Origin of the sequence: Streptomyces sp. NPDC101237 (genome assembly GCF_044767465.1) — a bacterium.
Classification (GTDB): Bacteria; Actinomycetota; Actinomycetes; order Streptomycetales; family Streptomycetaceae; genus Streptomyces; species Streptomyces gramineus.
Genome location: NZ_JBIWNY010000016.1, coordinates 158,508 through 183,863 on the forward strand (window position 1 = coordinate 158,508; position 25,356 = coordinate 183,863).

Below are 25,356 nucleotides of genomic sequence, written 5' to 3' on the forward strand. Positions count from 1 at the left end.
CCGCCCCGCGTACCTTCGGGCGAGGAGAGCGGGCACTCCCCCGTGCCCTCGCGCGTTGGTCCACAGGAGAGATCCGTCCCACATGTCACGCGTCACCCGTACCAGGAGGCACCCAGCGATGTCGGTCCCCCAGCTCAACGACGAGCAGCGCGGCGAGGAGATCCTCGCCGTCTTCGACACCGCCTTCGGCGAGCTCCTGGCCGCCGACCCGGCCGCGTTCCGCGTGAAGTTCCGGAAGATGGCGGCCTCCGCCTTCGCCTTCTACCGGGGCACGGCCGCGCTGTTCTACCACGACGTGGACGCCGAGAAGCGCGGCGGCCCGTTCCTGGACGAGCGCACCTCGCGCGTGTGGATCCACGGCGACCTGCACGCGGAGAACTTCGGCACGTACATGGACTCCAACGGCCGCCTGGTCTTCAACGTCAACGACTTCGACGAGGCCTACGTCGGCCCCTTCACCTGGGACCTGAAGCGCTTCGCCGCCTCCGTCGCACTGATCGGGTACGCCAAGGCGCTCAGCGACGAGCAGATCACCGAGCTGGTCGAGGTGTACGCGGGCGCGTACCGGGAGCGGATCCACGCGCTGGCCACCGGCGCCAAGAGCGACGAGGTGCCGCCGTTCACGCTGGACAGCGCGGAGGGCCCGCTGCTCGGCGCGCTGCGCGCGGCCCGCTCGCTGACCCGTTTCGAGCTGCTGGACTCGATGACGGAGATCCGTGACTGGGAGCGCCGCTTCGCCTCCGGCGGCGGCTCCATCGAGCTGGACGCCGCCACCCGCTACAAGGTTCTCGCGGCCTTCGACGGCTACCTGGAGACGCTTCCGGAGGCGTCCCTGTCCCGCCCGGACTCCTACCGCGTCAAGGACGTCGTCGGCCGCCGCGGCATCGGCATCGGCTCGGCCGGCCTGCCGTCGTACAACATCCTCCTGGAGGGCGCCACGGACGCCCTGGAGAACGACGTCGTGATCTACATCAAGCAGGCCCAGACCCCGGCCGTCTCCCGGCACATCACGGACCCGGCGATCCGGGACTACTTCCTGCACGAGGGCCACCGCACGGTGATCTCGCAGCGCGCCCTGCAGGCGCACGCCGACCCGTGGCTGGGCTGGACCGAGCTGGACGGCTCCGGGCAGCTGGTCGCCGAGGTGTCGCCGTACGCGGTGGACCTGGACTGGAGCGACATCGACGACCCGGAGGAGATCGCGGCGGTGGTCGCGGACCTCGGCCGGTCCACGGCGTCGATGCACTCGGCGGCCGACGACACCTCCGGCGAGTCGCTGGTGCCGTTCTCCACCGAGCGGGCCATCGACGCGGCGATCGCGGCGGACGAGGAGGGCTTCGCGCCCCTGCTGGCCGACTTCGCGCACAGCTACGGCGCCCGCGCGCGGGCCGACCACCAGATCTTCGTCGACCTGTTCCGCAACGGCCGGATTCCAGGCCTGTAACCTTCGCGGATTCACAGGGACCTTTTAGGGGTCCCCTACATGAGTACGTGACAGACTCTCCACCGCTATGGACATATCCGGGACCCAGCTCAGAGCCGTGCGCGCGGCGCTGTTCACGGCCTTCGTCGTGACGCTCAGCACCGCGTCGCACGTGCTGCTGTCCCGGGCCCCGCTGCCGCTCTCCACGGTGGCCGCGGTCGCCGCCGGCGTGTTCGCCACGGCGTACGCGCTGGCGGGCCGCGAGCGCGGCTTCGGCCGGATCGCGGCCCTGCTGATCCCGCTGGAGCTGGCCGCCGACACGGTCTTCACCACCGGCCAGCACGCCTGCTACGGCCGGGCGGGCGGCCCCATCGCGGGCCCGCTGCGCGCGGTCGGCTTCGACGTGCTGTGCCACGGCGGCGCCGTCGGCACCCCGCTGGCCCGGATGACCGACGGCTCCCGGGCCGCCGCGGCGCTCGCCCACGGCGACCCGACGGCGGCCTGGCTGCTGCTCGCCGCGCACGTCGGCGTCGGCCTGCTGGCCGCCGCCTGGCTGCGGCGCGGCGAGCGCGCCCTGACCCAGCTGCTGCGCGCCGTCTCCGCCACCACCTTCCGCCCGCTGCTGCTGGTCGCCGCCGCCGCGGGCACGGTCCTGCTGGCCCCGGTACGACGGCTGCCGCGCCCGGCGCCGCGTACCGCCGCCGCCCGTGAGCTGGTCCTCGTGCACTCCCTGGGACGGCGTGGACCGCCGTGCTCCCGGGCGCTCGCGCCGTCCTTCGGCTGAGCGCCCTCCGGCGCGAGCACACCCCTCGTTCGAGCACGACGAGTCCCCCACACGTATCCGCGTACGACACGTGCGCGTCCCACATGGAGATCACCGACATGAGCAAGCGGAACAGCGCGGCTGCCAAGAACGCGGCCCGGGAGCGACTGCGCATCGAGCGCGAGAAGCAGGCCAAGCGCGCCAAGGTCAAGCGGCAGGTCATCGTGGCCTGCTCGGTCGTGGCCGTGCTGGCCGCGGCGGGCGGCATAGGCTACGCCGTCGTCCAGGCCAACAAGCCGGGCTACTGGGAGGACGAGAAGTCCGCCACGGTGGTCGCCCCGGCCAACACCACGGGCACGAACGGCACCACGGTCGTGATCGGCAAGTCCACCGCCGCGAAGACCCTCAAGGTCTACGAGGACCCGCGCTGCCCGATCTGCGCCCAGTTCGAGCAGACCGTCGGCCCGACGGTGAAGAAGGACATCGACGACGGCAAGTTCAAGATCCAGTACATCGGCGGCACGTTCATCGACGGGGACCAGCTCGGCAAGGGCCAGATCGGCTCGCGCGGCGAGGGCTCCAAGAACGCGATGAGCGCCATGGGCGCCGCGCTGAACGTCAGCACCGAGGCGTTCCTGGAGTACAAGACCGCCCTCTACTCGGCGAAGTGGCACCCCGAGGAGACGTCCGACAAGTTCAAGAACGACAGCTACCTGATCCAGGTCGCCGACACCGTCCCGGCGCTGAAGGGCAACAAGGCCTTCCAGGACGCGGTGAAGTCCGGCAAGTACGACGCCTGGGCGCTGGCCATGTCCAAGACCTTCGACACCAACAAGGACGGCGTGACGGGCACTCCGAGCTTCGTCATGAACGGCAAGGTGCTCACGGCCGACTCCAACGGCAACCCGCCGATGACGGTCGAGGCCTTCAACTCCGTGGTGGACGCGGCCCTCAAGGCGTGAGCCGGGCGCTGTGCGCAGGCACGGCGCCGGTTCCAGGTGAAGAGCAGGCGAACTTTCCCCGGTTCGCCTGCTCTTGTTCATACTGGTCAGTAACCTGATCGCCCGTGACCAGTCGATACAGATCAACTCAGGCTTCCGAGGGCGCCGGCGCCCTCTCCCCCCGCCGCCGTACGGTCGTCAAGGCCGCGGCGGCGACGGCCGTCCTGGCCGCCCCGCTCGCCGCCGCGCTGCCGGCCCGGGCCGCCTCCGACGCCCCCGCCTTCCTGCACGGCATCGCCTCCGGCGACCCGCTGCCCGACGGCGTCCTGCTGTGGACCCGGGTGACGCCGAGCGCCGACGCCACCCCGGGCTCCGGCGCCGGCGCCGACACCGAGGTCAGCTGGATCGTCGCCACCGACAAGGCGCTCACGAACGTCGTCTCCCGTGGCTCCGTCACGGCGACCGCCGCCTCCGACCACACCGTCAAGGCCGACATCCGCGGCCTCGCCCCCGCCACCGACTACTGGTTCCGCTTCTCGGCAGGCGGCACCGACACCGCCGTCGCGCGCACCCGCACCGCACCGGCCGCCGACGCCGCCGTCTCCGGCCTGCGCTTCGGAGTCGTCTCCTGCGCCAACTGGGAGGCCGGCTACTTCGCCTCCTACCGGCACCTGGCGGCGCGCGGCGACCTGGACGCGTGGCTGCACCTCGGCGACTACATCTACGAGTACGGCACCGGCGAGTACGGGACCCGGGACACCGTGGTCCGCCGGCACGCGCCCACCCACGAGATCATCACGCTCGCCGACTACCGCATACGGCACGGCAAGTACAAGACCGACACCGACCTCCAGGCGCTGCACGCCAAGGCGCCGGTCATCGCGATCTGGGACGACCACGAGTTCGCCAACGACTCCTGGTCCGGCGGCGCCGAGAACCACACCGAGGGCGCGGAAGGCACCTGGACGGCCCGTCAGGCCGCCGCCAAGCAGGCCTACTTCGAGTGGATGCCGGTCCGCCCGGCCATCGCCGGCACCACCTACCGCCGGCTGCGCTTCGGCAAGCTCGCCGACCTCTCCCTGCTCGACCTGCGCTCCTTCCGCTCCCAGCAGGTCTCCACGGGCAGCGGTTCGGTCGACGACCCGGACCGCACCATCACCGGCCGCGCCCAGCTCGACTGGCTGAAGGCCGGTCTGAAGGCCTCCGACACCACCTGGCGGCTGGTCGGAAACTCGGTGATGATCTCGCCGTTCGCCATCGGCGCGCTCTCCGCCGACCTGCTCAAGCCGCTCGCCAAGCTGCTCGGCCTGCCGCAGGACGGCCTCGCCCTGAACACCGACCAGTGGGACGGCTACACCGACGACCGCCGCGAGCTGCTGGCCCACCTGCGGTCCAACGCCATCGGCAACACGGTGTTCCTGACCGGCGACATCCACATGGCATGGGCCAACGACGTGCCGGTGGACGCCGGCACCTACCCGCTCTCCGCCTCCGCGGCCACCGAGTTCGTGGTCACCTCGGTGACCTCCGACAACCTGGACGACATCCTCAAGGTCTCCCCGGGGGTCGTCTCCACCGTGGCCGCGCCGGTCATCCAGCTCGCCAACCGCCATGTGCACTGGGTCGACACCGACCGGCACGGCTACGGCATCCTGGACATCACCGCCGCCCGTGCGCAGATGGACTACTACGTCCTCTCCGACAAGACGAAGGCCGACGCGACCTCGTCCTGGGCGCGTTCCTACCGCACCCGCAGCGGCACCCAGAAGGTCGAGCGCACCTACGACCCGGTGTAGCCGCCGCCTACAGCGTGTCGAGGAAGCCGAGCGCCACCCGCCAGGTGGCCTCGGCGGCCTCCTCGTCGTAGTCGGGAAGCCCGGGGTCGGTGTAGAGATGCCCGGCGCCCGGGTACCGGTAGACCTCCACGTCGGCGCCGGCCCGGCCCATCTGCAGATACCAGGCGCTCAGCCAGTCGTCCGTCTCGAAGGCGTCCGGCTCGGCCACGTGCAGCTGGACGGGCAGCTCGTCCACCGCGGCGTTCGGCGCGATGTCCGAGGTGCCGTGCAGGAGCAGCAGCCCGCGCGCCCGCTCGTCTCCCAGCGCCAGGGTCTGCGCGATCGAGGCGCCCAGCGAGAAGCCCGCGTACACCAGCCCCCGCTCCGAGTACGGCGCCGCGGCCAGCACGGCCCGCTTCAGCAGCTCGTCCTTGCCGATCGACTCGTTGAACTCCATGCCCTCCTCGACCGTGTCGAACGTGCGCCCCTCGAAGAGGTCGGGCGTCCACACCTCGTGCCCGGCGGCACGCAGCCGGTCCGCGGCCTCGCGCACCGCGGGCCTGAGACCGTAGGTCGAGTGAAAGAGCATGATGTTCATGGGCCCATGGTGCCAGCCGCCTCCGCGGCACCTGTGACACCCTCTGCACGGGTCCGCATGTTCAGGACGGCCCGGATCGGGTTACGTTCCGACCCATGGACATGGAGAACGTACTCCGCCCGCTGATCGTCGTCGGCGGCGCCGTCGTCCTCACCCTGCTGATCGGCTGGGCGACCGACCTGCTGCTGCGCAAGGCCGACGAACGCCACACCGAGACACCGCTGTGGGGTCTGCTGCGCCGCGCCCGCATCCCCTACCAGCTGGTCCTGTGCGCGGCCCTGCTCAGAGGCTCCTACGACAAGGCCGAGCTGCTGCCGGGCCACCGGGTCGCCGTCGGCCAGATGCTGATCCTGGTGCTGATCGGGTCGGCCGCCTGGCTGGTCGTGCGGATAGCTGCGGCGATCGTCGACACCTCGTACAACCGCTACGCCCGCGGCCACACCGACGCGGCCCGGGTACGCCGGGTGCGCACCCAGGTGTCGCTGATCATGCGGGTGGTGACGGCCATAGTCGGTGTGGTGGCCGTGGCGGCGATGCTGCTGACCTTCCCCGCGATGCGCGCGGCCGGCGCCTCCCTGCTGGCCTCCGCCGGAATCCTCGGCATCGTCGCCGGTGTGGCCGCCCAGTCCACGCTGGCGAACATGTTCGCGGGCCTGCAGATCGCCTTCGGCGACATGGTGCGCCTCGGCGACACGGTGGTGGTGGACGGCGAATGGGGCACGGTCGAGGAGATCACCCTGACCTTTCTGACGGTACGGACCTGGGACGAACGCCGGATCACCATGCCGGTGTCGTACTTCACCTCCAAACCCTTCGAGAACTGGTCGCGGGGCACCCCGCAGATGACCGGGGTCGTCTACTGGCACCTGGACCACTGCGCGCCGATCGAGTCGATGCGCGAGCGGCTCCGGGACATCCTGCGCGAGTGCCCCGCCTGGGACGGGCGGGACTACAGCCTGGTAGTCACGGACGCCACGCCGAACACCATCCAGGTGCGGGCGCTGATGACCGCCAAGGACTCGGACGACGTCTGGAAGGTGCGGGTCACCGTGCGCGAGCAGATGATCACCTGGCTGACCGCCGAGCACGCCTACGCGCTGCCCCGGGTGAACACGGCCGACGCGGTCCTGCCGCCGAGCGGGACACTCCCCTCCCAGGACGGCGTGGCCGCCCGGCGCCTGCACGAGCCGCCGCGCACCGGCCGCGGCGCCTGACCGGGCCCGCTCCCGGCCCGCTCCCGGTCAGTGGCCGCGTTCGGCGCCGCCGTTGACCTGGATGAGCTGAGAGGTGATGTGTCCGGCGGCCGGCGAGGCCAGCCAGTGCAGGGTGGCGGCGACGTCACCCGGTGTGCCGGCCCGCCCGGTCGCCGTCTCGGCGACGAGCCGGGCCCGCCGCTCCTCCTCGACCGGCCCGCCGAAGAACTCGGTGTCCTCGACGTAACCCGGCGCCACCACGTTCACGGTGACGCCGCGCGGGCCGAGCTGCCGGGCCAGATCGTGCGCGTAGGGATGCAGGGCCGCCTTGGCGGCGGCGTAGGAGCCGGTCCCCGAGCCCCGCTGGGCGGCGATGGAGCTGAGGAACAGCACCCGTCCGCCGGGGTCGGCGAGCCGGTCCTTCAGCGCCTCCGTGAGCAGGACGGCGCTGAGCGTGTTCTGCCGGAAGTTGCCGGTCCAGGCACGGGCGACCGCGTCCAGCGGGTCCCCGGCCTCGGCGTCCGGCGCCAGCGCCGCGTTGCCCCCCGCGCTGTGGACGAGCACGTCCACGGTGCCGATCTCGTCGGCGACCCGGCGCGCCACCCGCCGGACGTCGGCGGGCTCGGTCAGGTCGGCCGCCTGCCACACCGCCCCCGGCACCCCGGCCCGCTCCAGCACCTCTGCGCGCCGGCCGAGCAGCAGCACGCGGTCACCGTCCGCGGCGAACACCCGCGCCGCGGCGAGTCCGATCCCTGTTCCTCCACCACTGATCACAATGTTCCGAGCCATGATCCGAGACTACGAGCGCCCCGCCGCCCCCGCCTTCGGATATCCACAACTGCCGTCATCTCGTATGACCGCGCCGGGCGTGCGAGCGGTCAGCGCAGGCTCCGCACGTCCAGGTGGCGCAGCACCCGGTCCACGATCTCCGGATCGGCACCGGGCTCGCTGCGCGCCGCCAGCACCTCGTGGCGTGCCGCGCTCAGCATCTCCTGCTGGATCCGCCGCAGCCGCTTCAGCCGCTTCGCCCGCTTGTCGTGGCCCTCGCGCCGCTCGTCCTCGGCCACCTCGGGGCTGATCCGGAACCCGATCTCGAAGGCCCGCCGCAGCATCTGCTCCGTCAGGTCCTCCGGCAGGTCCTCGACCTGCTCGATCTCCTTGAGCCGGCGCCGTGCCGCCTTGGCCGCCCGTACCGCCAGCTCCTTCTCGAACTCCTTCTCCTGCTCGGTGTCGGCCCGCACCCCCAGCCGCTTCACCAGCCACGGCAGGGTCAGTCCCTGGAGCACCAGCGTCGCCATGATCACGCCGAACGCGATGAAGACGATCTCGTCGCGGTCCGGGAACGGCGACCCGTCGTCGGTCCGCAGCGGAACGGCCAGGGCCAGCGCCACCGACGCCACTCCGCGCATCCCGGACCACCACATCACGACGGTCTCCCGCCAGCTGGTCGGGATCTCCTCGTCGTAGTCCCGGCGGGCGTGCAGCCGCTTGGTCAGCCAGGTGGCGGGGAGCAGCCAGGCCAGCCGGACCACGACCACGACACCCACGATCGCGGCCGCCCAGCCGAGCAGCTCGCCCCAGCGGCCGGAGGCCGTACGGATCGCGTTGTGCAGCTCCAGGCCGATCAGCCCGAACGCGACTCCGGTGACGAGCGTGTCGACGATGTCCCAGAAGGTGTAGCCGGCGAGCCGGGTCATCACGTCGTCGGCGTCGGTGGCGTACTCGGAGATGAACAGCGCGGTGGTCAGCACCGCGAGGACCCCGGAGCCGTGCAGTTCCTCGGCGAGGACGTAGGAGGCGTACGGCACGAGCAGGGTCAGGCCGATCTGCAGGGTCGCGTCGCCGAGCACGTCCATCAGCTTGTTCGCACCCCAGCCGAGCACCAGCCCGACGGCGACCGCGACCACGGCGGAGAGCAGGAAGTCCAGTCCGGCCCGCCAGGGCGAGAAGGTGCCGCTGACCACGGCGGCGATCGCCACGTGGTAGAGCACGATGGCCGTGACGTCGTTGAAGAGGCCCTCGCCCTCCAGGATCGACACCAGCCGGCGCGGCAGCCCGAGCTGCCCGGCGACGGCGGTCGCGGCGACCGGGTCGGGCGGCGCGACCAGCGCGCCCAGCGCCACGGCGGCGGCGATCGGCAGCCCGGGCACGATCGCGTTGGCGACGACCGCCACGCACAGCGTGGTGACGAACACCAGGGCCACCGCCAGCAGGAAGATCGGCCGGACGTTGGCCGCGAACTGCCGCCAGGAGGTCCGCCGCACGGCCGCGTAGAGCAGCGGCGGCAGCAGGGCGGGCAGGATCAGCTCGGGCGGGATGTTCACGTCCGGCACGAAGTCGGTGATCGCCAGGACGATCCCGAACAGGGTCACCAGGATCGGAGCCGGCAGCCCCAGCCGGTCGCCCAACGGGACGCTCACCAGGGCCCCGAGCAGCAGCACGAACAACAGGGCCAACTGATCCACGGCCAGCACTCCGGGAGTCGATGATCACACGGCGGGACTCAAGCCTGCCATGCCGTCCACCGGCCGGGGCCGCGCTACAGGGCGCGCCGCATCCCCCGGTGCGGGATGCGCGCCTCCTCGTACTCCGGACCGTAGGGCTCGTAGCCCAGGCGCTCGTAGAAGCCCAGCGCGTGCGTCTGCGCGTGCAGGTCGACCGTGCTCAGGCCACGCGCGCGTGCCGCGTCCTCGATGGCCCGGACCAGGGCCACTCCGATGCCGAGGCCGCGGGCCTCCTCGGAGACCGCGAGCCGGCCGAGCGAGCCGAGGGACGGGTCGCCGCCGGTCTTCTCCGCGGCCTTCTCGCCGTACAGCAGGCGGCCGGTGCCGAGCGGCACGCCGTCCTCGCGGACGGCCAGCACGTGCAGGGCGACCGGGTCGTAGGCGTCGTACTCGATGTCCTCGGGGACGCCCTGTTCGACGACGAAGACCTGCTTGCGGACGGCGAAGCACGCCTCCAGGTCGGCGGGGTCCTCCGCGACCCGGACCTCGTACGCGCGCGTGCTCACCCGTACGTCTCCTCACGGACCTGGTCCAGCGCCCGGCTCAGGTCCTCGGGGTACTCGCTCTCGAACTCGACCCAGTCGCCGCTGCCGGGGTGCTCGAAACCGAGGCGGACCGCGTGCAGCCACTGCCGGGTCAGGTGCAGCCGCTTGGCCAGGGTCGGGTCGGCGCCGTAGGTGAGGTCGCCGACGCAGGGGTGGCGGTGGGCGGCCATGTGGACCCGGATCTGGTGGGTGCGGCCGGTCTCCAGCTTCACGTCCAGCAGGGAGGCCGCGCGGAACGCCTCGATGAGGTCGTAGTGGGTCACGGACGGCTTGCCGTCGGCCGTGACGGCCCACTTGTAGTCGTGCTGGGGGTGGCGGCCGATGGGGGCGTCGATGGTGCCGCTGGTCGGGTCCGGGTGACCCTGCACGAGCGTGTGGTAGCGCTTGTCGACCGTGCGCTCCTTGAACTGGCGCTTGAGCGAGGTGTACGCGCGCTCGGACTTGGCCACCACCATCAGGCCGGAGGTGCCGACGTCGAGGCGGTGCACGATGCCCTGGCGTTCGGCGGCGCCGGAGGTGGAGACCCGGTAGCCGGCGGCCGCCAGACCGCCGATGACGGTCGTGCCGGTCCAGCCGGGGCTCGGGTGGGCGGCCACACCGACCGGCTTGACGACGACGACCACGTCATCGTCGTCGTGCACGATCTCCATGCCCTCGACGGGCTCGGCCACGATCCGCACGGGCGCGGGCGCCCCCGGCATCTCGACCTCCAGCCAGGACCCCCCGCTCACCCGCTCGGACTTGCCGACCACCGCGCCGTCGACCTGGACCTTGCCCGCCGCGGCCAGCTCGGCCGCCTTGGTGCGGGAGAAGCCGAACATGCGGGAGATGGCGGCGTCGACGCGCTCGCCCTCCAGGCCGTCGGGCACGGGCAGGGTTCGGATCTCGGGAATCGTGCTCACCCGTCGAGTATGCCGGACCGCGCGGGCGCCGCCGTACGCGCGCCCGCCGGGCCCGCGCCCCGCGGCCCGGTCAGTCCTTGTGGACGGTGCCGTCGGGGTCCAGGCCGCGGAAGGAGAGCAGGACGATCAGGATGCCGCCGCAGACGATCGCGGAGTCGGCCAGGTTGAAGACCGCGAACCCCTTGGGCGCGATGAAGTCGACGACCTGGCCCTCGAAGATGCCGGGGGCGCGGAAGATCCGGTCGGTCAGGTTGCCGAGCGCGCCACCGAGGAGCAGGCCGAGGGCGACCGCCCAGGGAAAGCTGTAGAGCTTGCGGGCCAGCCGGAAGATCACGACGATCACGGCTGCCGCGATCACCGTGAAGATGATCGTGAAGGCGCCGCCGAACCCGAAGGCCGCGCCCGGGTTGCGGATCGCGTGGAACTCCAGCCAGTCGCCGACGACCTCGATCGGGGCGTGGTGCTCCAGCTTGGCGACCACGATCATCTTGCTGACCAGGTCGAGGGCGTACGCGAAGGCGGCCACCGCGAACAGCACCGCGATCCGGCGCCCGCGTCCGGCCCGCCGCTGCTCCGCGCCGGACGCGCCGGGTGCCGCCTGCGCCGCTTCCTCACCGCCGTCGCCCGGAGTGTCCGGCGTACCGATGATGCGCTCCGCCTCTGCCACGTGAGTCCCTCAACCTAGGTGCCTGCCTCGGGACGAGAGTACGGCACGGCCCACGCGGCCCCGGTGCTCAGGAGCGGCGTTCCTGCTTCTGCTTGCACTCGACGCACAGGGTGGCCCGCGGGAAGGCCTGCATCCTGGCCTTGCCGATGGGGTTTCCGCAGTTCTCGCAGAGCCCGTAGGTGCCCGCGTCGAGCTTCTCCAGGGCCCGCTCGGTCTGCTCCAGCATCTCGCGCGCGTTGGCGGCGAGCGCCAGCTCGTGCTCGCGGGTGATGTTCTTGGTGCCGGTGTCGGCCTCGTCGTCGCCGGCGCCGTCCCCGGAGTCCCGCATCAGACCGGCCAGGGCGCTGTCGGAGGCGTCCAGCTCGGCGCGCAGCCGCAGGGCCTCGGTCATCAGCTCGGTGCGCGCAGCCTCGACCTCCTCCGGTGTCCACGGGTCCTCGCCGGGGCGCACCGCGAGTTCGCCGGGAGCCACCGCGGCCGCCCGCGCCTTGGGGACGGCGGTGTCCGCCGCCTCGGCGGCCGTGCCAGGGGTCTTCTTCGCAACCACCGTCGTGGCTCCCGTCTGCTTGGCGGCCCGCGCCGCGCCCGCCTTCTTGGCCGTGCTCTTCCTGGCCGTGCCCTGGGCCGCCGCGGTCTTCGTCGCCGCGGCCCCGGACGCGCTCTTCTCCGACTTCCCCGCGGGGCCCTCGGCAGCCGCGGCCGTCTTCTTCTTCCCCGCCGCCCTCGACGCGGTGGCTCTCTTCCCGTCGAGCTTCTTGCCGTCGAGCTTCTTGCCGTCGGCCGGCTTCCCGCCGTCGGCCGCCTTCTTGCCGTCGGCCGCCTTCTTGCCGTCGGCCTTCCGCACCGGTGTCACCGGTGCGGACGATTTCCCGGCGGAAACTTTCTCACCTTTCCCGGCGGAAACCTTCTCACCTGCAGTTCTGTCCACCATGGTGGTCTCTCCCGCGCGCGTGCCCCGCTGTCCGCCGTTCTCCTGGGCCTCACCGCCGGAGGTGGCCGCGGGCCTGGACCGGCCGGACGCCGACTGCTGTACGGCGGTCTTCTTCGCCACCATGGCCGCGCCCCCTTCACATATGGTGATTTCGCACGCAAATCGTGCTGGGACGATAAATCGACCTGGGTCCCGCGGCAACGGGGCACGCCGCCCGGTCCGCCTGCTCCGCACCCCCCACGCAGCCGGTATGCATCCGTTGTGCCCAGCTCCCCGCGCGGTAATCCGCCGAGCCGGACATCCCAGGATGCGAACACGCGTACCTCGCCATTCGGGTCATCCCGACAGACGGACGGCCCGGCGCGGGCGGCGCCCGGAAAACGGGTCGGCCGCTGTCCGTGCGGCGCCGTACACTGGGCGGAGCGAGAAGCGTGGATGGGGACGAGTAGCGGCGTACGCAGCCCAGAGCGACCCGGGGACGGTGGGAGCCCGGGGGCCGGCGCGACGTGAAGATCACCCCGGAGCCGCCGGAAGAAAGCCGCAGCCGTGGGGCCGGGGCGAGTAGAACCGGTTTCGCGACCCCAATGAGGGGGCTCACCGGCGCGTACGGCGTCCGGAGGGCCAAGGAGGGTGGTACCGCGGGAGCGCGCCGCACACGGCGTCCGCAAGAAAAGGCTCTCGTCCCTCCGACGGAAGGCAGCAAGTCCGTTGGAGGAAGCTCGCAGATGACAGCGCCGACGTACCGCCAGGTGCCCGCACAGGTCGACCTGCCCGCCCTCGAGCACGCCGTGCTCGACTTCTGGCGCGAGCAGAAGATCTTCGCCAAGACCCTGGAGCAGTCCGAGGGCCGCCCCGAGTGGGTGTTCTACGAGGGCCCGCCCACCGCCAACGGCATGCCCGGCGCCCACCACATCGAGGCGCGCGTCTTCAAGGACGTCTTCCCCCGCTTCCGCACCATGCGCGGCTATCACGTGGCCCGCAAGGCCGGCTGGGACTGTCACGGCCTGCCCGTGGAGCTGGCGGTCGAGAAGGAGCTGGGCTTCAGCGGCAAGCCCGACATCGAGGCGTACGGCGTCGCCGAGTTCAACGCCAGGTGCCGCGAGTCGGTGCTGCGCCACACCGACGCGTTCTCCGAGCTCACGACCCGCATGGGCTACTGGGTCGACCTCGACGACGCGTACGTGACCATGGACCCCGAGTACATCGAGTCGGTCTGGTGGTCGCTCAAGGAGATCTTCAACAAGGGCCTGCTGGTCCAGGACCACCGCGTCGCCCCCTGGTGCCCGCGCTGCGGCACCGGCCTGTCCGACCACGAGCTGGCGCAGGGCTACGAGACGGTCGTCGACCCCTCCGTGTACGTCCGTTTCCCGCTCACCTCCGGTCCGCTCGCCGGCCAGGCCTCGCTCCTGGTGTGGACGACCACCCCGTGGACCCTGGTGTCCAACACGGCCGTCGCCGCGCACCCGGAGGTCACCTACGTGGTGGCCACCGACGGCCAGGAGCGGCTGGTCGTCGCCGAGCCGCTGGTCGCCAAGGCGCTCGGTGAGGGCTGGGAGACCACGGGCGAGACCTTCACCGGCGCCGAGATGGAGCGCTGGACCTATCAACGTCCGTTCGAGCTCGTGGAGTTCCCGGAGCCGGCGCACTACGTCGTCAACGCGGAATACGTCACGACCGAGGACGGTACGGGTCTGGTCCACCAGTCCCCCGCCTTCGGCGAGGAGGACCTCAAGGTCTGCCGCGCCTACGGCCTGCCGGTGGTGAACCCGGTCCGCCCCGACGGCACCTTCGAGGAGGACGTCCCGCTGGTCGGCGGCGTCTTCTTCAAGAAGGCCGACGAACGTCTCACCGAGGACCTGGCGCAGCGCGGCCTCCTCTTCAAGCACCTGCCGTACGAGCACAGCTACCCACACTGCTGGCGCTGCCACACCGCGCTGCTCTACTACGCGCAGCCGTCCTGGTACATCCGCACCACGGAGATCAAGGACCGGCTCCTCCAGGAGAACGAGAAGACGAACTGGTTCCCGGAGACCGTCAAGCACGGCCGCTACGGGGACTGGCTGAACAACAACATCGACTGGGCGCTGTCCCGCAACCGCTACTGGGGCACCCCGCTGCCGATCTGGCGCTGCGAGGACGACCACCTCACGGTCGTCGGCTCCCGCGCCGAGCTGACCGAGCTGACCGGCACCGACCAGTCGGCGCTGGACCCGCACCGCCCGTTCATCGACGACGTCACCTTCGCGTGCCCGCAGTGCGCCGGGACGGCCACGCGCGTGCCGGAGGTCATCGACGCCTGGTACGACTCGGGCTCGATGCCGTTCGCGCAGTGGGGCTACCCGTACAAGAACAAGGAGCTGTTCGAGAGCCGCTACCCGGCGCAGTTCATCTCCGAGGCCATCGACCAGACCCGCGGGTGGTTCTACACCCTCATGGCGGTCGGCACGCTGGTCTTCGACAAGTCGTCGTACGAGAACGTGGTGTGCCTCGGCCACATCCTCGCCGAGGACGGCCGCAAGATGTCCAAGCACCTGGGCAACATCCTGCAGCCGATCCCGCTCATGGACCAGCACGGCGCGGACGCGGTGCGCTGGTTCATGGCGGCCGGCGGCTCCCCGTGGGCGGCCCGCCGGGTCGGTCACGGCACCATCCAGGAGGTCGTGCGCAAGACCCTGCTGACGTACTGGAACACGGTCGCCTTCCAGGCGCTGTACGCCCGTACGTCGAACTGGGCGCCGAGCGCGGCGGACCCGGCTCCGGCCGACCGCCCGCTGCTGGACCGCTGGCTGCTCTCCGAGCTGCACGCGCTCACCGACCAGGTCACCCAGGCCCTGGAGGCCTACGACACCCAGCGCGCCGGCAAGCTGCTGTCCGCGTTCGTCGACGACCTGTCCAACTGGTACGTGCGCCGCTCGCGCCGCCGGTTCTGGCAGGGCGACAAGGCCGCGCTGCGCACGCTGCACGAGGTGGTGGAGACCGTCACCCGGCTGATGGCGCCGCTGACCCCGTTCATCACCGAGCGGGTCTGGCAGGACCTGGTGGTGCCGGTCACGCCGGGCGCGCCCGAGTCGGTGCACCTGACCTCCTGGCCGGAGGCGGACCTGTCCGCGATCGACCCGGAGCTGTCCCGGCAGATGGTCCTGGTACGGCGCCTCGTGGAGCTGGGACGGGCCACGCGCGCGGAGTCGGGTGTCAAGACCCGTCAGCCGCTGTCCAGGGCGCTGGTCGCCGCCGTGGGCTTCGACGCGCTCGACCCGGAGCTGCACGCGCAGATCACCGACGAGCTGAACGTCTCCTCGCTGGCATCGCTGTCCGAGGTGGGCGGCTCCCTGGTCGACACCACGGCCAAGGCCAACTTCCGGGCGCTGGGCAAGCGGTTCGGCAAGCGGGTGCAGGACGTGGCCAAGGCGGTCGCCGCGGCGGACGCGGCCGCGCTGTCGCTGGCGCTGCGCGAGGGCACGGCGTCGGTGGAGGTCGACGGCGAGACCGTGACGCTGGCGCCGGACGAGGTCATCATCACGGAGACGCCCCGTGAGGGCTGGTCGGTGGCGTCGGACTCCGGTGCGACCGTCGCGCTCGACCTGGAGATCACCGAGGAGCTGCGCCGGGCGGGGCTCGCCCGGGACGCGATCCGGCTGATCCAGGAGGCGCGCAAGAACAGCGGGCTGGACGTGGCCGACCGGATCGCGCTGCGGTGGGTGTCGACCGATCCGGCGGTGATCGCGGCGCTCGCGGAGCATGCGGAGCTGATCGCGGATGAGGTGTTGGCGACGGACTTCGCGCAGGGTGAGGGTGTCGACGGGTACGGGGACGCGTTCGTCGACGAGGGGTTGTCGCTGACGTTCCGCCTGCGTAAGGCGTAGGCGGTGGCGCCTGGCGCCTGACCTGGGAAGGGCCCGGTTCCCCGTGACGGGGGGCCGGGCCCTTCTCCGTGCGTGCGGGTCGGCCGGCGGTCCGTGGGGGCCTCTTCTTCATGGCTCGGCTCGGACCAGTACCGTGCGCGGTTCCCCGCGCCCCCGGGAAGCGGGCCTCCGCTCCATCCCTGCGGCCGGACCAGCACCGTGCGCGGTTCCCCGCGCCCCCGGGAGACGGCCCTCCGCTCCATCCCTGCGGCCGGACCAGTACCGTGCGCGGTTCCCCGCGCCCCCGGGAAGCGGGCCTCCGCTTCAACCCTGCGGCCGGACCAGCACCGTGCGCGGTTCCCCGCGCCCCCGGGAGACGGCCCTCCGCTCCATCCCTGCGGCCGGACCAGCACCGTGCGCGGTTCCCCGCGCCCCCGGGAAGCGGGCCTCTGGTTCAGGGGTGCGGGGGGTGTGCAACGCGCATAAACAGGGCGGGCCCCGGAGTGGAATCCGGGGCCCGCCCTGTCATGCCTGCCGACGTGGGTGGCGCGCTACGCGCCCGCCGTCAGTTGTCGTCCTCGTCGATGAGGAAGCCGCGCATCGGGGACGGCGCCTGGCCCATCGGAGAGGGGCCCTGCGGGCGTACCGGTGCCATCGGCTGGGTCATCGCCGGCGTCATCTGCTGCTGGCCGCCGTAGGACGGCGGAGCCGGGGACGGACCGCCCATGGGCTGGTTGCCGCCGTAGGACGGGGCACTCGCGCCGGCCGGGGCCATGGAAGGCGCCGGGGACGGCGGGAGCGAGGCCGCGGCGGGCGTACGCGGCGGCGCCAGGGAGTCGTCGGCCTGGGTCTCCAGCTGACGCAGCTGCGACTCCAGGTACGACTTCAGACGCGTGCGGTACTCGCGCTCGAAGCCGCGCAGGTCCTCGACCTTGCGCTCCAGCGTGGCGCGCGCGGACTCCAGGGAGCCCATGGCGACGCGGTGCTTCTCCTGCGCGTCCCGCTCCAGGGCGTCCGCCTTGGCACGGGCGTCACGCTCCAGACCCTCGGCGCGGCTGCGGGCCTCGCCGACGATCTTGTTGGCCTCGGAGCGGGCCTCGGCGATCGCCTGGTCGGCGGTCTGCTGGGCCAGCGAGAGGACTCGGGCGGCGCTGTCGCCACCGGGGCCCTGACCGGGGCCGCCCATCGGACCGCCCATGGGGCCGCCCATCGGGCCACCCATCTGCTGCTGCATCGGGGGCTGGCCGCCCATCGGGCCCTGGCCCATGCCCTGGCCCATCGGACCCTGGCCCATCGGACCGCCCTGACCCATGGGGCCCTGGCCCATCGGACCCTGACCCATCGGGCCCTGGCCCATCGGACCGCCCTGGCCCATGGGGCCCTGGCCCATCGGACCCTGGCCCATCGGGCCGGGACCCTGCGGACCGCCCTGGCCGCTGGGGCCGGCCGGCAGCTGCGGGGCACCGCTCGGCAGCTGCGGGGGACCGCCCATGGGGCCACCCATCTGCTGCTGCGGCGGGCCCGATATGCCGGCGGGCACCGGAGCGCCGGGACCTCGCATGCCCTGCTGCGGCATACCGCCCTGCTGGGGCATGCCCTGCTGCGGCATGCCGCCCTGGGGCATGCCGCCCTGCTGGTCCTGCGGCTCCGGAGGCTTGCGCATGTTCTGCTGGTTCTGCGCGGCCGCGCGCGTGGCGGCGGCCAGCTTGGCGCGCAGGTCCTCGTTCTCGCGCAGGAGGCGCGTCAGTTCGGCTTCGACCTCATCGAGGAAGGCATCGACCTCGTCCTCGTCATAGCCTTCTCGGAGGCGGACGGTCGTGAACTGCTTGTTCCGCACGTCCTCGGGGGTCAACGGCATCTCTTCACCTCAACGTAGTCGTCGGCATCGGCAAGACGGTAGGTCACATCGCTCATCACAGCCGACCAACGATCGCGATCAGGATGTAGACGATGATCATCAGTACGAAGAAGGACAGGTCGAGCGCCACGCCCCCGAGACGCAGCGGCGGAATGAACCGCCGCAGAAGCTTGAGCGGTGGATCGGTGACAGTGTAGGTGGCCTCAAGTACGACCACCATCGCCTTGCCGGGTTGCCATGAGCGGGCGAACTGGAACACGTAGTCCATGACCAACCGGAAGATGAGCACGATGAGGAAGCACATCAGCGCGATGTAGATCACATCAAGGAACACGCTCATGATCCGTGCTTCCCTCTCCCCTGTTCCGTGCTTCGTACCGGTGCCGTGTCTCAGCTCTGGTTGAAGAACCCGCCCTCTGCGATGCGGGCCTTGTCCTCCGCCGTGACATCGACGTTAGCAGGCGACAACAGGAACACCTTCTGCGTCACCCGCTCGATGCTGCCGTGAAGACCAAACACCAAACCGGCCGCAAAGTCGACAAGTCGCTTCGCGTCTGTGTCATCCATCTCAGTCAGATTCATGATCACCGGGGTGCCCTCACGGAAGTGTTCCCCGATGGTACGGGCCTCGTTGTAGGTCCGGGGGTGGAGCGTGGTGATCCGGTAAGGCTCTCGTTCCGACACGACCTTGGGCATGATCACCGGTGCGTTCTTCTCCAGGCTCGCGCGCTCTTGTGTGATGGACGCCACGGGGGCGATACGCGCCGGGCGACCCGATTCCGCGGGTAGCGAGGCGGAATGCGACACGGGTTCGCGAGGTGCGGGCGGTTGCACCACTCGTACCGAATCGTCCCTTTGGGACTGGTGTGGCGCATGGGACTGGTGTGACGGCTCGTGCCGCCGGTGGTCCCGTTCGGGCTCCGGGTCCAGTTCGGGCTCGAAGTCGTCGTCAGGGTCGAATCCGCGACCGTCGTACCCATCGTCCTCCACGAGGCCGAGGTAGACCGCCATCTTGCGCATCGCGCCGGCCATGCTCTGAGTCCTCCGCTCTGTGGTGGATCGGTGACGACTGCCAAGTCCCGCGATCCACGAGGCCGTTGTGCCCGTTTCGGGCCACATTGACCATATTTTCTGCTGTGGTCCGACTTCTTGGCGACGTTACCCGAGCCCGGGGCGGACGCCGAGTACCGCAGTGCCGACGCGCACATGTGTCGCACCGGCGGCCACGGCTTCCTCCAGGTCCGCACTCATCCCTGCGGAGACCATGTTCGCAGCCGGATGGGCTCGGCGCAGGTCGGTCGACAAATCCATCAACCGCTCGAACGCGGCCCCTTGGCGCCCCGCGTACTCCCCGGCGAGCGGGGCGACGGTCATCAGACCGCCGAGCCGCAGCCCGGGGGCGGCCGCGATCAGGTCGGCCAACTCGGCGATCCCGCCGGATGCCACACCACCGCGCTCACCCCGTCCGCTCGCGGCGGCGTCGAGCGCGACCTGCACGAGGCATCCCACCTCGCGGCCGGTCCGCACCGCCTCCCTGGACAGCGCCTCCACGAGCCGGGGGCGGTCGACGGACTGCACGAAGTCCGCGTAACCCGTCACGGAACGCACCTTGTTGGTCTGCAATTGACCGACGAAATGCCAGGTGAGGGGGAGGTCGGCGGATGCGGCGGCCTTGGGGGCGGCGTCCTGGTCGCGGTTCTCGGCGACATCGCGCACGCCGAGTTCCGACAGGATCCGCACGTCGCTCGCCGGATAGGTCTTGGTGACCACGATCAGGGTCACCTCGGCCCGGTCGCGCCCGGCCGCCGCACAGGCGGTCGCGATGCGCTCCTCCACTTTCGCCAGGTTCGTGGCGAGTTCGGTCCTACGGTCCGTCATGCCCCATCAGTCCAGCCACACATAGCCCGCGAGCCGCCCGGTGGTGCGGTCACGACGGTACGAAAAATGATCATCTGACTCCAGTGTGCACACCGGCGACTGCGCCCGGTCGAGCACCCCGGCGCGCGCGAGCTGCGCGTGCACACCGGCGGCCACGTCGACCGCCGGAGTGCCCCAGCTGGTCTCGGCGTGCGCCGCCGGCTCGACGGCGGCCACGTCGGCGCGCATCGCCTCCGGCACCTCGTAGCACCGTCCGCAGACGGCCGGGCCGGTGCGGGCGACGATCCTGGCCGGGTCGGCGCCGAGCGAGACCATGGCCTCGACGGCGGCCGGCACGATCCCCTTCACCATGCCGGGCCGTCCGGCGTGGGCGGCGGCGACCACACCGGCCACCGGATCGGCCAGCAGCACCGGCACGCAGTCGGCGGTCAGCACGGCGAGGGCGAGTCCCCCGGCCGTGGTCACCAGTGCGTCGACCTCGGGCGAGGGACCGGGAGGCCACGGTCCTCGGACCTCGGCCACCTCGCTGCCGTGCACCTGGTTCATCCAGACCACGCGGCCCGGGTCCAGGCCGAGCGACGTGGCGGCGATCTCCCGGTTGGTCCGTACCACGTCGGGGTCGTCGCCGACCGCCCCGCCCAGATTGAGCTGCTCGTACGGAACGGCGCTCACCCCGCCCCACCGGTCGGTGAAGGCGAAGTGCGCGCCGCTCACGGTTTCGCGCTGTGCTGTCACGTCAGAAGGATCACTTGAGGAAGTCCGGCACGTCCAGTTCCTCGGCCGCGCTGTCCGTGTAGGAACGGGACGGCGGGACCGGCGGGGCGACCGGGATGTCGGCCACCGGCTCGGGCGCCGGCTCCGGCTCCTCCTTCGGGGTCACGCTGCCGAGCGAGCCGAAGGACGGGCGGGACTCGGGCTGCCGGGCCGGAGCGGGCTCCTCGCGGCGGGCCGAGGACGAGGCCGAGGACGAGCCCAGCACGTTGTCCCGGCGGGCCGGGGGCTGGCCGCCGTCGAAGCCGGCCGCGATGACCGTGACCCGGACCTCGTCGCCGAGGGCGTCGTCGATGACCGCGCCGAAGATGATGTTGGCCTCGGGGTGGGCGGCCTCGCTGACCAGCTGGGCGGCCTCGTTGATCTCGAACAGGCCGAGGTCGGAGCCGCCGGAGATGGAGAGCAGCACGCCGCGGGCGCCGTCGATGGAGGCCTCCAGGAGCGGCGAGGAGATCGCCATCTCCGCGGCGGCCACCGCACGGTCGTCGCCGCGGGCCGAGCCGATGCCCATGAGGGCCGAACCGGCCTCGGACATGACGGACTTGACGTCGGCGAAGTCGAGGTTGATCAGACCGGGCGTGGTGATCAGGTCGGTGATGCCCTGGACACCGGAGAGCAGGACCTGGTCGGCCGACTTGAAGGCGTCGAGGACCGAGACCTGGCGGTCGGAGATGGAGAGCAGCCGGTCGTTCGGGATGACGATGAGGGTGTCGACCTCTTCGCGGAGTTCCGCGATGCCGTCCTCGGCCTGGTTGGCGCGGCGCCGACCCTCGAAGGTGAAGGGGCGGGTGACCACGCCGATGGTGAGGGCGCCCAGCGAGCGGGCGATGTTGGCCACGACGGGGGCGCCGCCGGTGCCGGTGCCGCCGCCTTCGCCGGCCGTCACGAAGACCATGTCGGCCCCCTTGAGGACCTCCTCGATCTCCTCACGGTGATCCTCGGCCGCCTTGCGGCCGACGGCCGGGTTGGCGCCGGCGCCGAGTCCACGGGTGAGTTCACGGCCGACGTCGAGCTTGACGTCGGCGTCGCTCATCAACAGCGCCTGCGCGTCGGTGTTGATGGCGATGAACTCGACGCCCTTGAGACCGACCTCGATCATCCGGTTGATGGCATTGACACCACCGCCGCCGACACCGATGACCTTGATGACTGCGAGGTAGTTCTGCGGTGCTGCCACGTCGAAGGCCTCTCGCCTCGAATTACGTTGCCGTCGCCGTGCGATGCCCGCGCGGGACGGCGGATGCCGATTGGGACGGTCCGTAGCGCCGACCCGAACCCTAACGTTGAAGTTTAGGGTTACCAGTGTGTCTGTTCCCTGGAGTCTTCTGAACAGGACACTAAGTCGACAAGTGGCGCCCGTTCAACGAACACGCCGAACCTCCCGTTTTTCTTTTCACCCTATGTGATCAGCCGTAGCGGTGCCCAACCAGGGTGCTGGCCTGCGCTTATGTGCGTCAACTCGCCGCTGACGCAGGGGCGGTGGGAACACTTACGTCGAAGTACCGAGCGCCGGGGGCGGCTTTGATGAGAGCGGTGAGCGTACGGGCCTTGGCGGCGCCGTTCTCGGCGCTGCCCCACTCGACGGTCCGGCCGCCGCTCAGTTCGAGCGTGATGTCGTCGTAGGAACGGACCTTGAGGGTCCGGGTGTCCCGGCGGACGGCGGCCGGAATGTCACCCGCGACGGCCACGGCCTCCCGCACCAGCCGGTCGGTGCCGAAGCGCCGCAGGCTCGCGGTGGCCGAACCCGACCGGGACAGGCTCAGTTCCAGCGACGGAGCGCCGTGCGGCGGCTGTGAGACCGTCGCGAACCGGACGCCCTTCTTGTCCACTTCGGTGAACTTCCCGTCCCTCTCGATGAGGAGGACGGGCGTTCGCTCGGTCACCTTCAGCCCGATTCCGCGGGGCCAGGAACGGACCGCGTCGATCTCGTCGATCCGGGGCAGTTTCCGGCGCAGCCGGGCCTCGATGCCGTCGGTGTCGACGGAGACCAGCGGCGCCCCGACCGGCACGTCGGCGGCCTCCAGCACCTCCTCGGGCGTGAGAACGGCCGTACCGGAGACGGAGACGTGCCGTACGCGCAGCCACGGGGAGCCGTAGAGCAGCCAGACGGAGCCCGCCGCCAGGAGCACAACCGCCAGAGCCAGAATGACGATCGTACGAAAGCGGCGGTTCTTCCACCGCCGGGCGGGCGGCGGGCCGGACGACTCCTGCTGACGTTGACCGCGCTCGGCGGTGGTCGGTCCGGCCACGCTGCTCACTTGCCTTTCGTCATACGGCCTAGCGGCCGGCGGCGATCGCCTCGTACACCATCCCGACGAGCAGGTCGTCGGCGTCCCGGCGGCCGAACTCGCTTGCCGCACGGGACATCTCGTACAAGCGGTGCGGATCGGCGAGCACGGGCAGGACGTTCTGCTGCACCCACTCCGGGGTGAGTTCCGCGTCGTCGACCAGCAGGCCGCCGCCGGCCTTGACCACCGGCTGGGCGTTCAGCCGCTGTTCGCCGTTGCCGATGGGCAGCGGGACGTAGGCGGCCGGGAGTCCGACGGCGGAGAGTTCGGCGACGGTCATCGCGCCCGCGCGGCAGAGCATCATGTCGGCCGCGGCGTACGCGAGGTCCATCCGGTCCAGGTAACTTACCGGGACGTACGGCGGCATCCCCGGCATCTGGTGCACCTGCGGCAGTTCGTTCTTCGGTCCGACCGCGTGCAGGATCTGGATGCCCGCCTGCTGCAGGTAGGGCGCGACCTGCTGGACGACCTCGTTGAGGCGGCGGGCGCCCTGGGAGCCGCCGGAGACCAGCAGCGTGGGCAGGTTGGGGTCGAGACCGAAGCGGTGCCGGCCCTCGGGGCGGGCCGCGGCGCGGTCCAGGAGGGAGATGGAGCGGCGCAGCGGGATGCCGATGTACCGGGCGTCGCGCAGCTTGCTGTCCGGCGTGGACACCGCGACCCGGGCCGCGTACCGGGAGCCGATCTTGTTGGCCAGACCGGGCCTGGCGTTGGCCTCGTGGATCACGATCGGCACGCCGAGCCGCTTGGCGGCGAGGTAGCCGGGCAGGGCGACGTAGCCGCCGAAACCGACGACGCAGTCCGCCTTGGTGCGCTCCAGGATCTGCTCGGCCGCCTTGATGGTGCCGCGCAGCCGGCCCGGCACGGTGATCAGTTCGGGGGTGGGCTTGCGGGGCAGCGGCACCGCCGGGATCAGGGCGAGCTCGTAACCGCGCTCGGGCACCAGCTTGGTCTCCAGGCCGCGCTCCGTGCCCAGGGCCGTGATCCCCACGGTGGGGTCCTGCCTGCGCAGGGCGTCCGCGAGGGCGAGCGCGGGCTCGATGTGGCCGGCGGTCCCCCCACCAGCGAGTACGACATGCACCGAAATTCACCGCTCTCCGGACGAGCGCGCCACCGGGGCGCGCCGTCGCATCGTGTTCCATCTCCGAGGCCCCGCAGGGCTCCCGGCCCCCCGCTTTCTACCAAAGCGAGGTTGCCGCCGCGCAAGCGCCGCCCGCGCAGCGGGCTCGTCGCGCGCGAAGGCGATCAGCAGCCCGATGGCGAACATGGTCGGCAGCAGGGCGGAGCCCCCGTAGGAGAACAGCGGAAGGGGGACGCCGGCGATCGGCAGCAGGCCGAGCACCGCACCGATGTTGATCACCGCCTGTGCGGTGATCCAGGTGGTCACGCCTCCCGCGGCGTACCTCACGAAGGGGTCCTCCGTGCGTCCGGCCACGCGGATACCCGCATAGCCTAGAGCCGCGAAGAGGGCCAGTACCGACAGCGTCCCCGACAGGCCCAGTTCCTCACCGGTGACGGCGAAGATGAAGTCGGTGTGGGCTTCGGGCAGTTGGCCCCATTTTTCCACACTCGCGCCGAGTCCGGAGCCGAAGAGCCCGCCGGAGGCCAGAGCGTAGATGCCGTGCACCGCCTGCCAGCAGTCGGCGACGCCGGTCTTCGGCTCGGTGGCGCCGATGCAGGCGAGCCGCGCCATGCGGTTGGGGCTGGTCTTGATGAGGATCACACCGAGCACGCCGGCGATCGACAGCACTCCGGCGAACAGCCGGGTCGGCGCTCCCGCCAGCCACAGCAGGCCGAACAGGATCGCGGTCAGGATGATCGCCGTGCCCATGTCGCCGCCGAGCATGATCAGGCCGAGCAGCAGGAAGCTGACAGGGACCAGCGGCACCAGCATGTGCTTCCACTGGGTCAGCAGCCGCTTCTCCTGTTTGCGCGCCATCAGGTCGGCGCCCCAGAGCACGAGGGCGAGCTTGCCGAACTCGCTGGGCTGGATCTGGAACGAGCCGCCCAGCGAGATCCAGTTCTGGTTGCCGTTGACCGACATCCCTATCCCCGGGACCTGCACCAGGGCCATCAGGAAGATGGCGCCGGCCAGGATCGGGTAGGCGAGCGCCCGGTGCAGTTTCACCGGCATGCGGGACGCCACGAACAGCAGCACGCCCCCGATGCAGGCGGCGAGGAACTGTTTGCGGAAGAAGAACGAACCCGGCAGCGACATCTGCAACGCGGTGATCTGGGAGGCCGAGTAGACCATCACCAGACCCAGCACGATGATCAGCAGACTGCCGCCGAGGATCAGGTAGTACGCGGTCAGCGGCCGGTCCCAGGCCCGGTTCAGGCGCGTCCGCAGCCGCCGCAGCGGGTTGTCCCGCGACGTGCGGGACACGGCGGGCCTGCGGACCGCTCGCTGTACGGGCGGTTGGCCGGTGCGGCTACCGGGCATCAGCGCCTCCGCTGAACGTCGACCGTCCCACGCGTCC

22 protein-coding genes are annotated in these 25,356 nt (G+C 71.3%); 6 read left to right on the plus strand and 16 right to left on the minus strand.

Annotated features, from left to right (window positions below; translation table 11 throughout):
- Positions 1-118 precede the first annotated feature (118 nt).
- From ACIRQ9_RS24685 to ACIRQ9_RS24700, 4 genes are all read left to right on the plus strand, one after another.
- Positions 119-1,444, plus strand: a complete 1,326-nt coding sequence (locus ACIRQ9_RS24685) for a DUF2252 domain-containing protein (protein WP_404177330.1) — start codon at positions 119-121, stop codon at positions 1,442-1,444.
- 67 nt (positions 1,445-1,511) lie between these two features.
- Entirely contained in the window at positions 1,512-2,207 is a 696-nt protein-coding gene (locus ACIRQ9_RS24690; RefSeq protein WP_404177333.1) for a hypothetical protein, read from the plus strand.
- A 98-nt stretch (positions 2,208-2,305) separates the two neighbouring features.
- The gene (locus ACIRQ9_RS24695; RefSeq protein WP_404177336.1) at positions 2,306-3,148 is read left to right on the plus strand and encodes a thioredoxin domain-containing protein; all 843 of its coding nucleotides are present in this window, start codon (positions 2,306-2,308) and stop codon (positions 3,146-3,148) included.
- A 104-nt stretch (positions 3,149-3,252) separates the two neighbouring features.
- Complete coding sequence (locus tag ACIRQ9_RS24700; RefSeq protein ID WP_404177338.1) at positions 3,253-4,923, plus strand: alkaline phosphatase D family protein; 1,671 nt, start codon at positions 3,253-3,255, stop codon at positions 4,921-4,923.
- 7 nt (positions 4,924-4,930) lie between these two features.
- Here ACIRQ9_RS24700 and ACIRQ9_RS24705 read toward each other — a convergent pair whose 3' ends face one another.
- The gene (locus ACIRQ9_RS24705; RefSeq protein ID WP_351325141.1) at positions 4,931-5,500 is read right to left on the minus strand and encodes a dienelactone hydrolase family protein; all 570 of its coding nucleotides are present in this window, start codon (positions 5,498-5,500) and stop codon (positions 4,931-4,933) included.
- Positions 5,501-5,601: 101 nt separating this feature from the next.
- Here ACIRQ9_RS24705 and ACIRQ9_RS24710 point away from each other — a divergent pair, with 101 nt between their 5' ends.
- Entirely contained in the window at positions 5,602-6,714 is a 1,113-nt protein-coding gene (locus ACIRQ9_RS24710; RefSeq protein ID WP_404177481.1) for a mechanosensitive ion channel family protein, read from the plus strand.
- Between the two features lie 27 nt (positions 6,715-6,741).
- Here the strand turns inward: ACIRQ9_RS24710 and ACIRQ9_RS24715 are convergent, their stop codons facing one another.
- The 6 genes from ACIRQ9_RS24715 to ACIRQ9_RS24740 all read right to left on the minus strand — a co-directional run bounded on the left by ACIRQ9_RS24715 (position 6,742) and on the right by ACIRQ9_RS24740 (position 12,365).
- Positions 6,742-7,482: an SDR family NAD(P)-dependent oxidoreductase gene (locus tag ACIRQ9_RS24715; RefSeq protein ID WP_404177341.1), complete on the minus strand. Its 741-nt coding sequence runs from the start codon at positions 7,480-7,482 to the stop codon at positions 6,742-6,744.
- Between the two features lie 89 nt (positions 7,483-7,571).
- Positions 7,572-9,158 (minus strand): Na+/H+ antiporter, encoded by a 1,587-nt coding sequence (locus ACIRQ9_RS24720; RefSeq protein ID WP_404177343.1) that lies wholly within the window; start codon positions 9,156-9,158, stop codon positions 7,572-7,574.
- 74 nt (positions 9,159-9,232) lie between these two features.
- A complete protein-coding gene (locus tag ACIRQ9_RS24725) occupies positions 9,233-9,703 on the minus strand; it encodes a GNAT family N-acetyltransferase (RefSeq protein ID WP_404177346.1) in 471 nt (156 codons plus the stop codon).
- Entirely contained in the window at positions 9,700-10,644 is a 945-nt protein-coding gene (locus tag ACIRQ9_RS24730; protein ID WP_404177349.1) for an RluA family pseudouridine synthase, read from the minus strand. Before ACIRQ9_RS24730 ends, ACIRQ9_RS24725 begins: the two co-directional genes overlap by 4 nt.
- Positions 10,645-10,714: 70 nt before the next feature.
- Complete coding sequence (gene lspA, locus ACIRQ9_RS24735; protein WP_404177352.1) at positions 10,715-11,311, minus strand: signal peptidase II; 597 nt, start codon at positions 11,309-11,311, stop codon at positions 10,715-10,717.
- 67 nt (positions 11,312-11,378) lie between these two features.
- Complete coding sequence (locus ACIRQ9_RS24740) at positions 11,379-12,365, minus strand: TraR/DksA family transcriptional regulator (protein ID WP_404177355.1); 987 nt, start codon at positions 12,363-12,365, stop codon at positions 11,379-11,381.
- A 602-nt stretch (positions 12,366-12,967) separates the two neighbouring features.
- Here ACIRQ9_RS24740 and ileS point away from each other — a divergent pair.
- Positions 12,968-16,105 (plus strand): isoleucine--tRNA ligase, encoded by a 3,138-nt coding sequence (gene ileS / locus ACIRQ9_RS24745; protein WP_404177358.1) that lies wholly within the window; start codon positions 12,968-12,970, stop codon positions 16,103-16,105.
- A 544-nt stretch (positions 16,106-16,649) separates the two neighbouring features.
- On the opposite strand, the gene ACIRQ9_RS24750 is transcribed toward ileS, so the two are convergent.
- The 9 genes from ACIRQ9_RS24750 to ftsW form a co-directional block, all read right to left on the minus strand.
- Positions 16,650-17,942 carry a DivIVA domain-containing protein gene (locus ACIRQ9_RS24750; RefSeq protein ID WP_404177361.1) on the minus strand — a complete coding sequence of 431 codons (1,293 nt, stop codon included), beginning with the start codon at positions 17,940-17,942 and terminating at the stop codon, positions 16,650-16,652.
- Positions 17,943-17,997: 55 nt separating this feature from the next.
- Positions 17,998-18,282 (minus strand): YggT family protein, encoded by a 285-nt coding sequence (locus ACIRQ9_RS24755; RefSeq protein WP_046729537.1) that lies wholly within the window; start codon positions 18,280-18,282, stop codon positions 17,998-18,000.
- 50 nt (positions 18,283-18,332) lie between these two features.
- The gene (locus ACIRQ9_RS24760) at positions 18,333-18,974 is read right to left on the minus strand and encodes a cell division protein SepF (protein WP_404177364.1); all 642 of its coding nucleotides are present in this window, start codon (positions 18,972-18,974) and stop codon (positions 18,333-18,335) included.
- A 126-nt stretch (positions 18,975-19,100) separates the two neighbouring features.
- The gene (locus ACIRQ9_RS24765) at positions 19,101-19,820 is read right to left on the minus strand and encodes a YggS family pyridoxal phosphate-dependent enzyme (RefSeq protein ID WP_404177367.1); all 720 of its coding nucleotides are present in this window, start codon (positions 19,818-19,820) and stop codon (positions 19,101-19,103) included.
- Positions 19,821-19,826: 6 nt separating this feature from the next.
- Positions 19,827-20,555 carry a peptidoglycan editing factor PgeF gene (gene pgeF, locus ACIRQ9_RS24770; RefSeq protein ID WP_404177370.1) on the minus strand — a complete coding sequence of 243 codons (729 nt, stop codon included), beginning with the start codon at positions 20,553-20,555 and terminating at the stop codon, positions 19,827-19,829.
- Positions 20,556-20,565: 10 nt separating this feature from the next.
- The gene (gene ftsZ / locus ACIRQ9_RS24775; RefSeq protein ID WP_351325161.1) at positions 20,566-21,768 is read right to left on the minus strand and encodes a cell division protein FtsZ; all 1,203 of its coding nucleotides are present in this window, start codon (positions 21,766-21,768) and stop codon (positions 20,566-20,568) included.
- A gap of 277 nt (positions 21,769-22,045) precedes the next feature.
- Positions 22,046-22,840 (minus strand): cell division protein FtsQ/DivIB, encoded by a 795-nt coding sequence (locus tag ACIRQ9_RS24780; RefSeq protein WP_404177484.1) that lies wholly within the window; start codon positions 22,838-22,840, stop codon positions 22,046-22,048.
- Positions 22,841-22,868: 28 nt separating this feature from the next.
- Complete coding sequence (gene murG / locus ACIRQ9_RS24785) at positions 22,869-23,957, minus strand: undecaprenyldiphospho-muramoylpentapeptide beta-N-acetylglucosaminyltransferase (RefSeq protein WP_351325162.1); 1,089 nt, start codon at positions 23,955-23,957, stop codon at positions 22,869-22,871.
- Between the two features lie 6 nt (positions 23,958-23,963).
- Positions 23,964-25,319, minus strand: a complete 1,356-nt coding sequence (gene ftsW, locus ACIRQ9_RS24790) for a putative lipid II flippase FtsW (protein WP_404177374.1) — start codon at positions 25,317-25,319, stop codon at positions 23,964-23,966.
- Positions 25,320-25,356 lie beyond the last annotated feature (37 nt).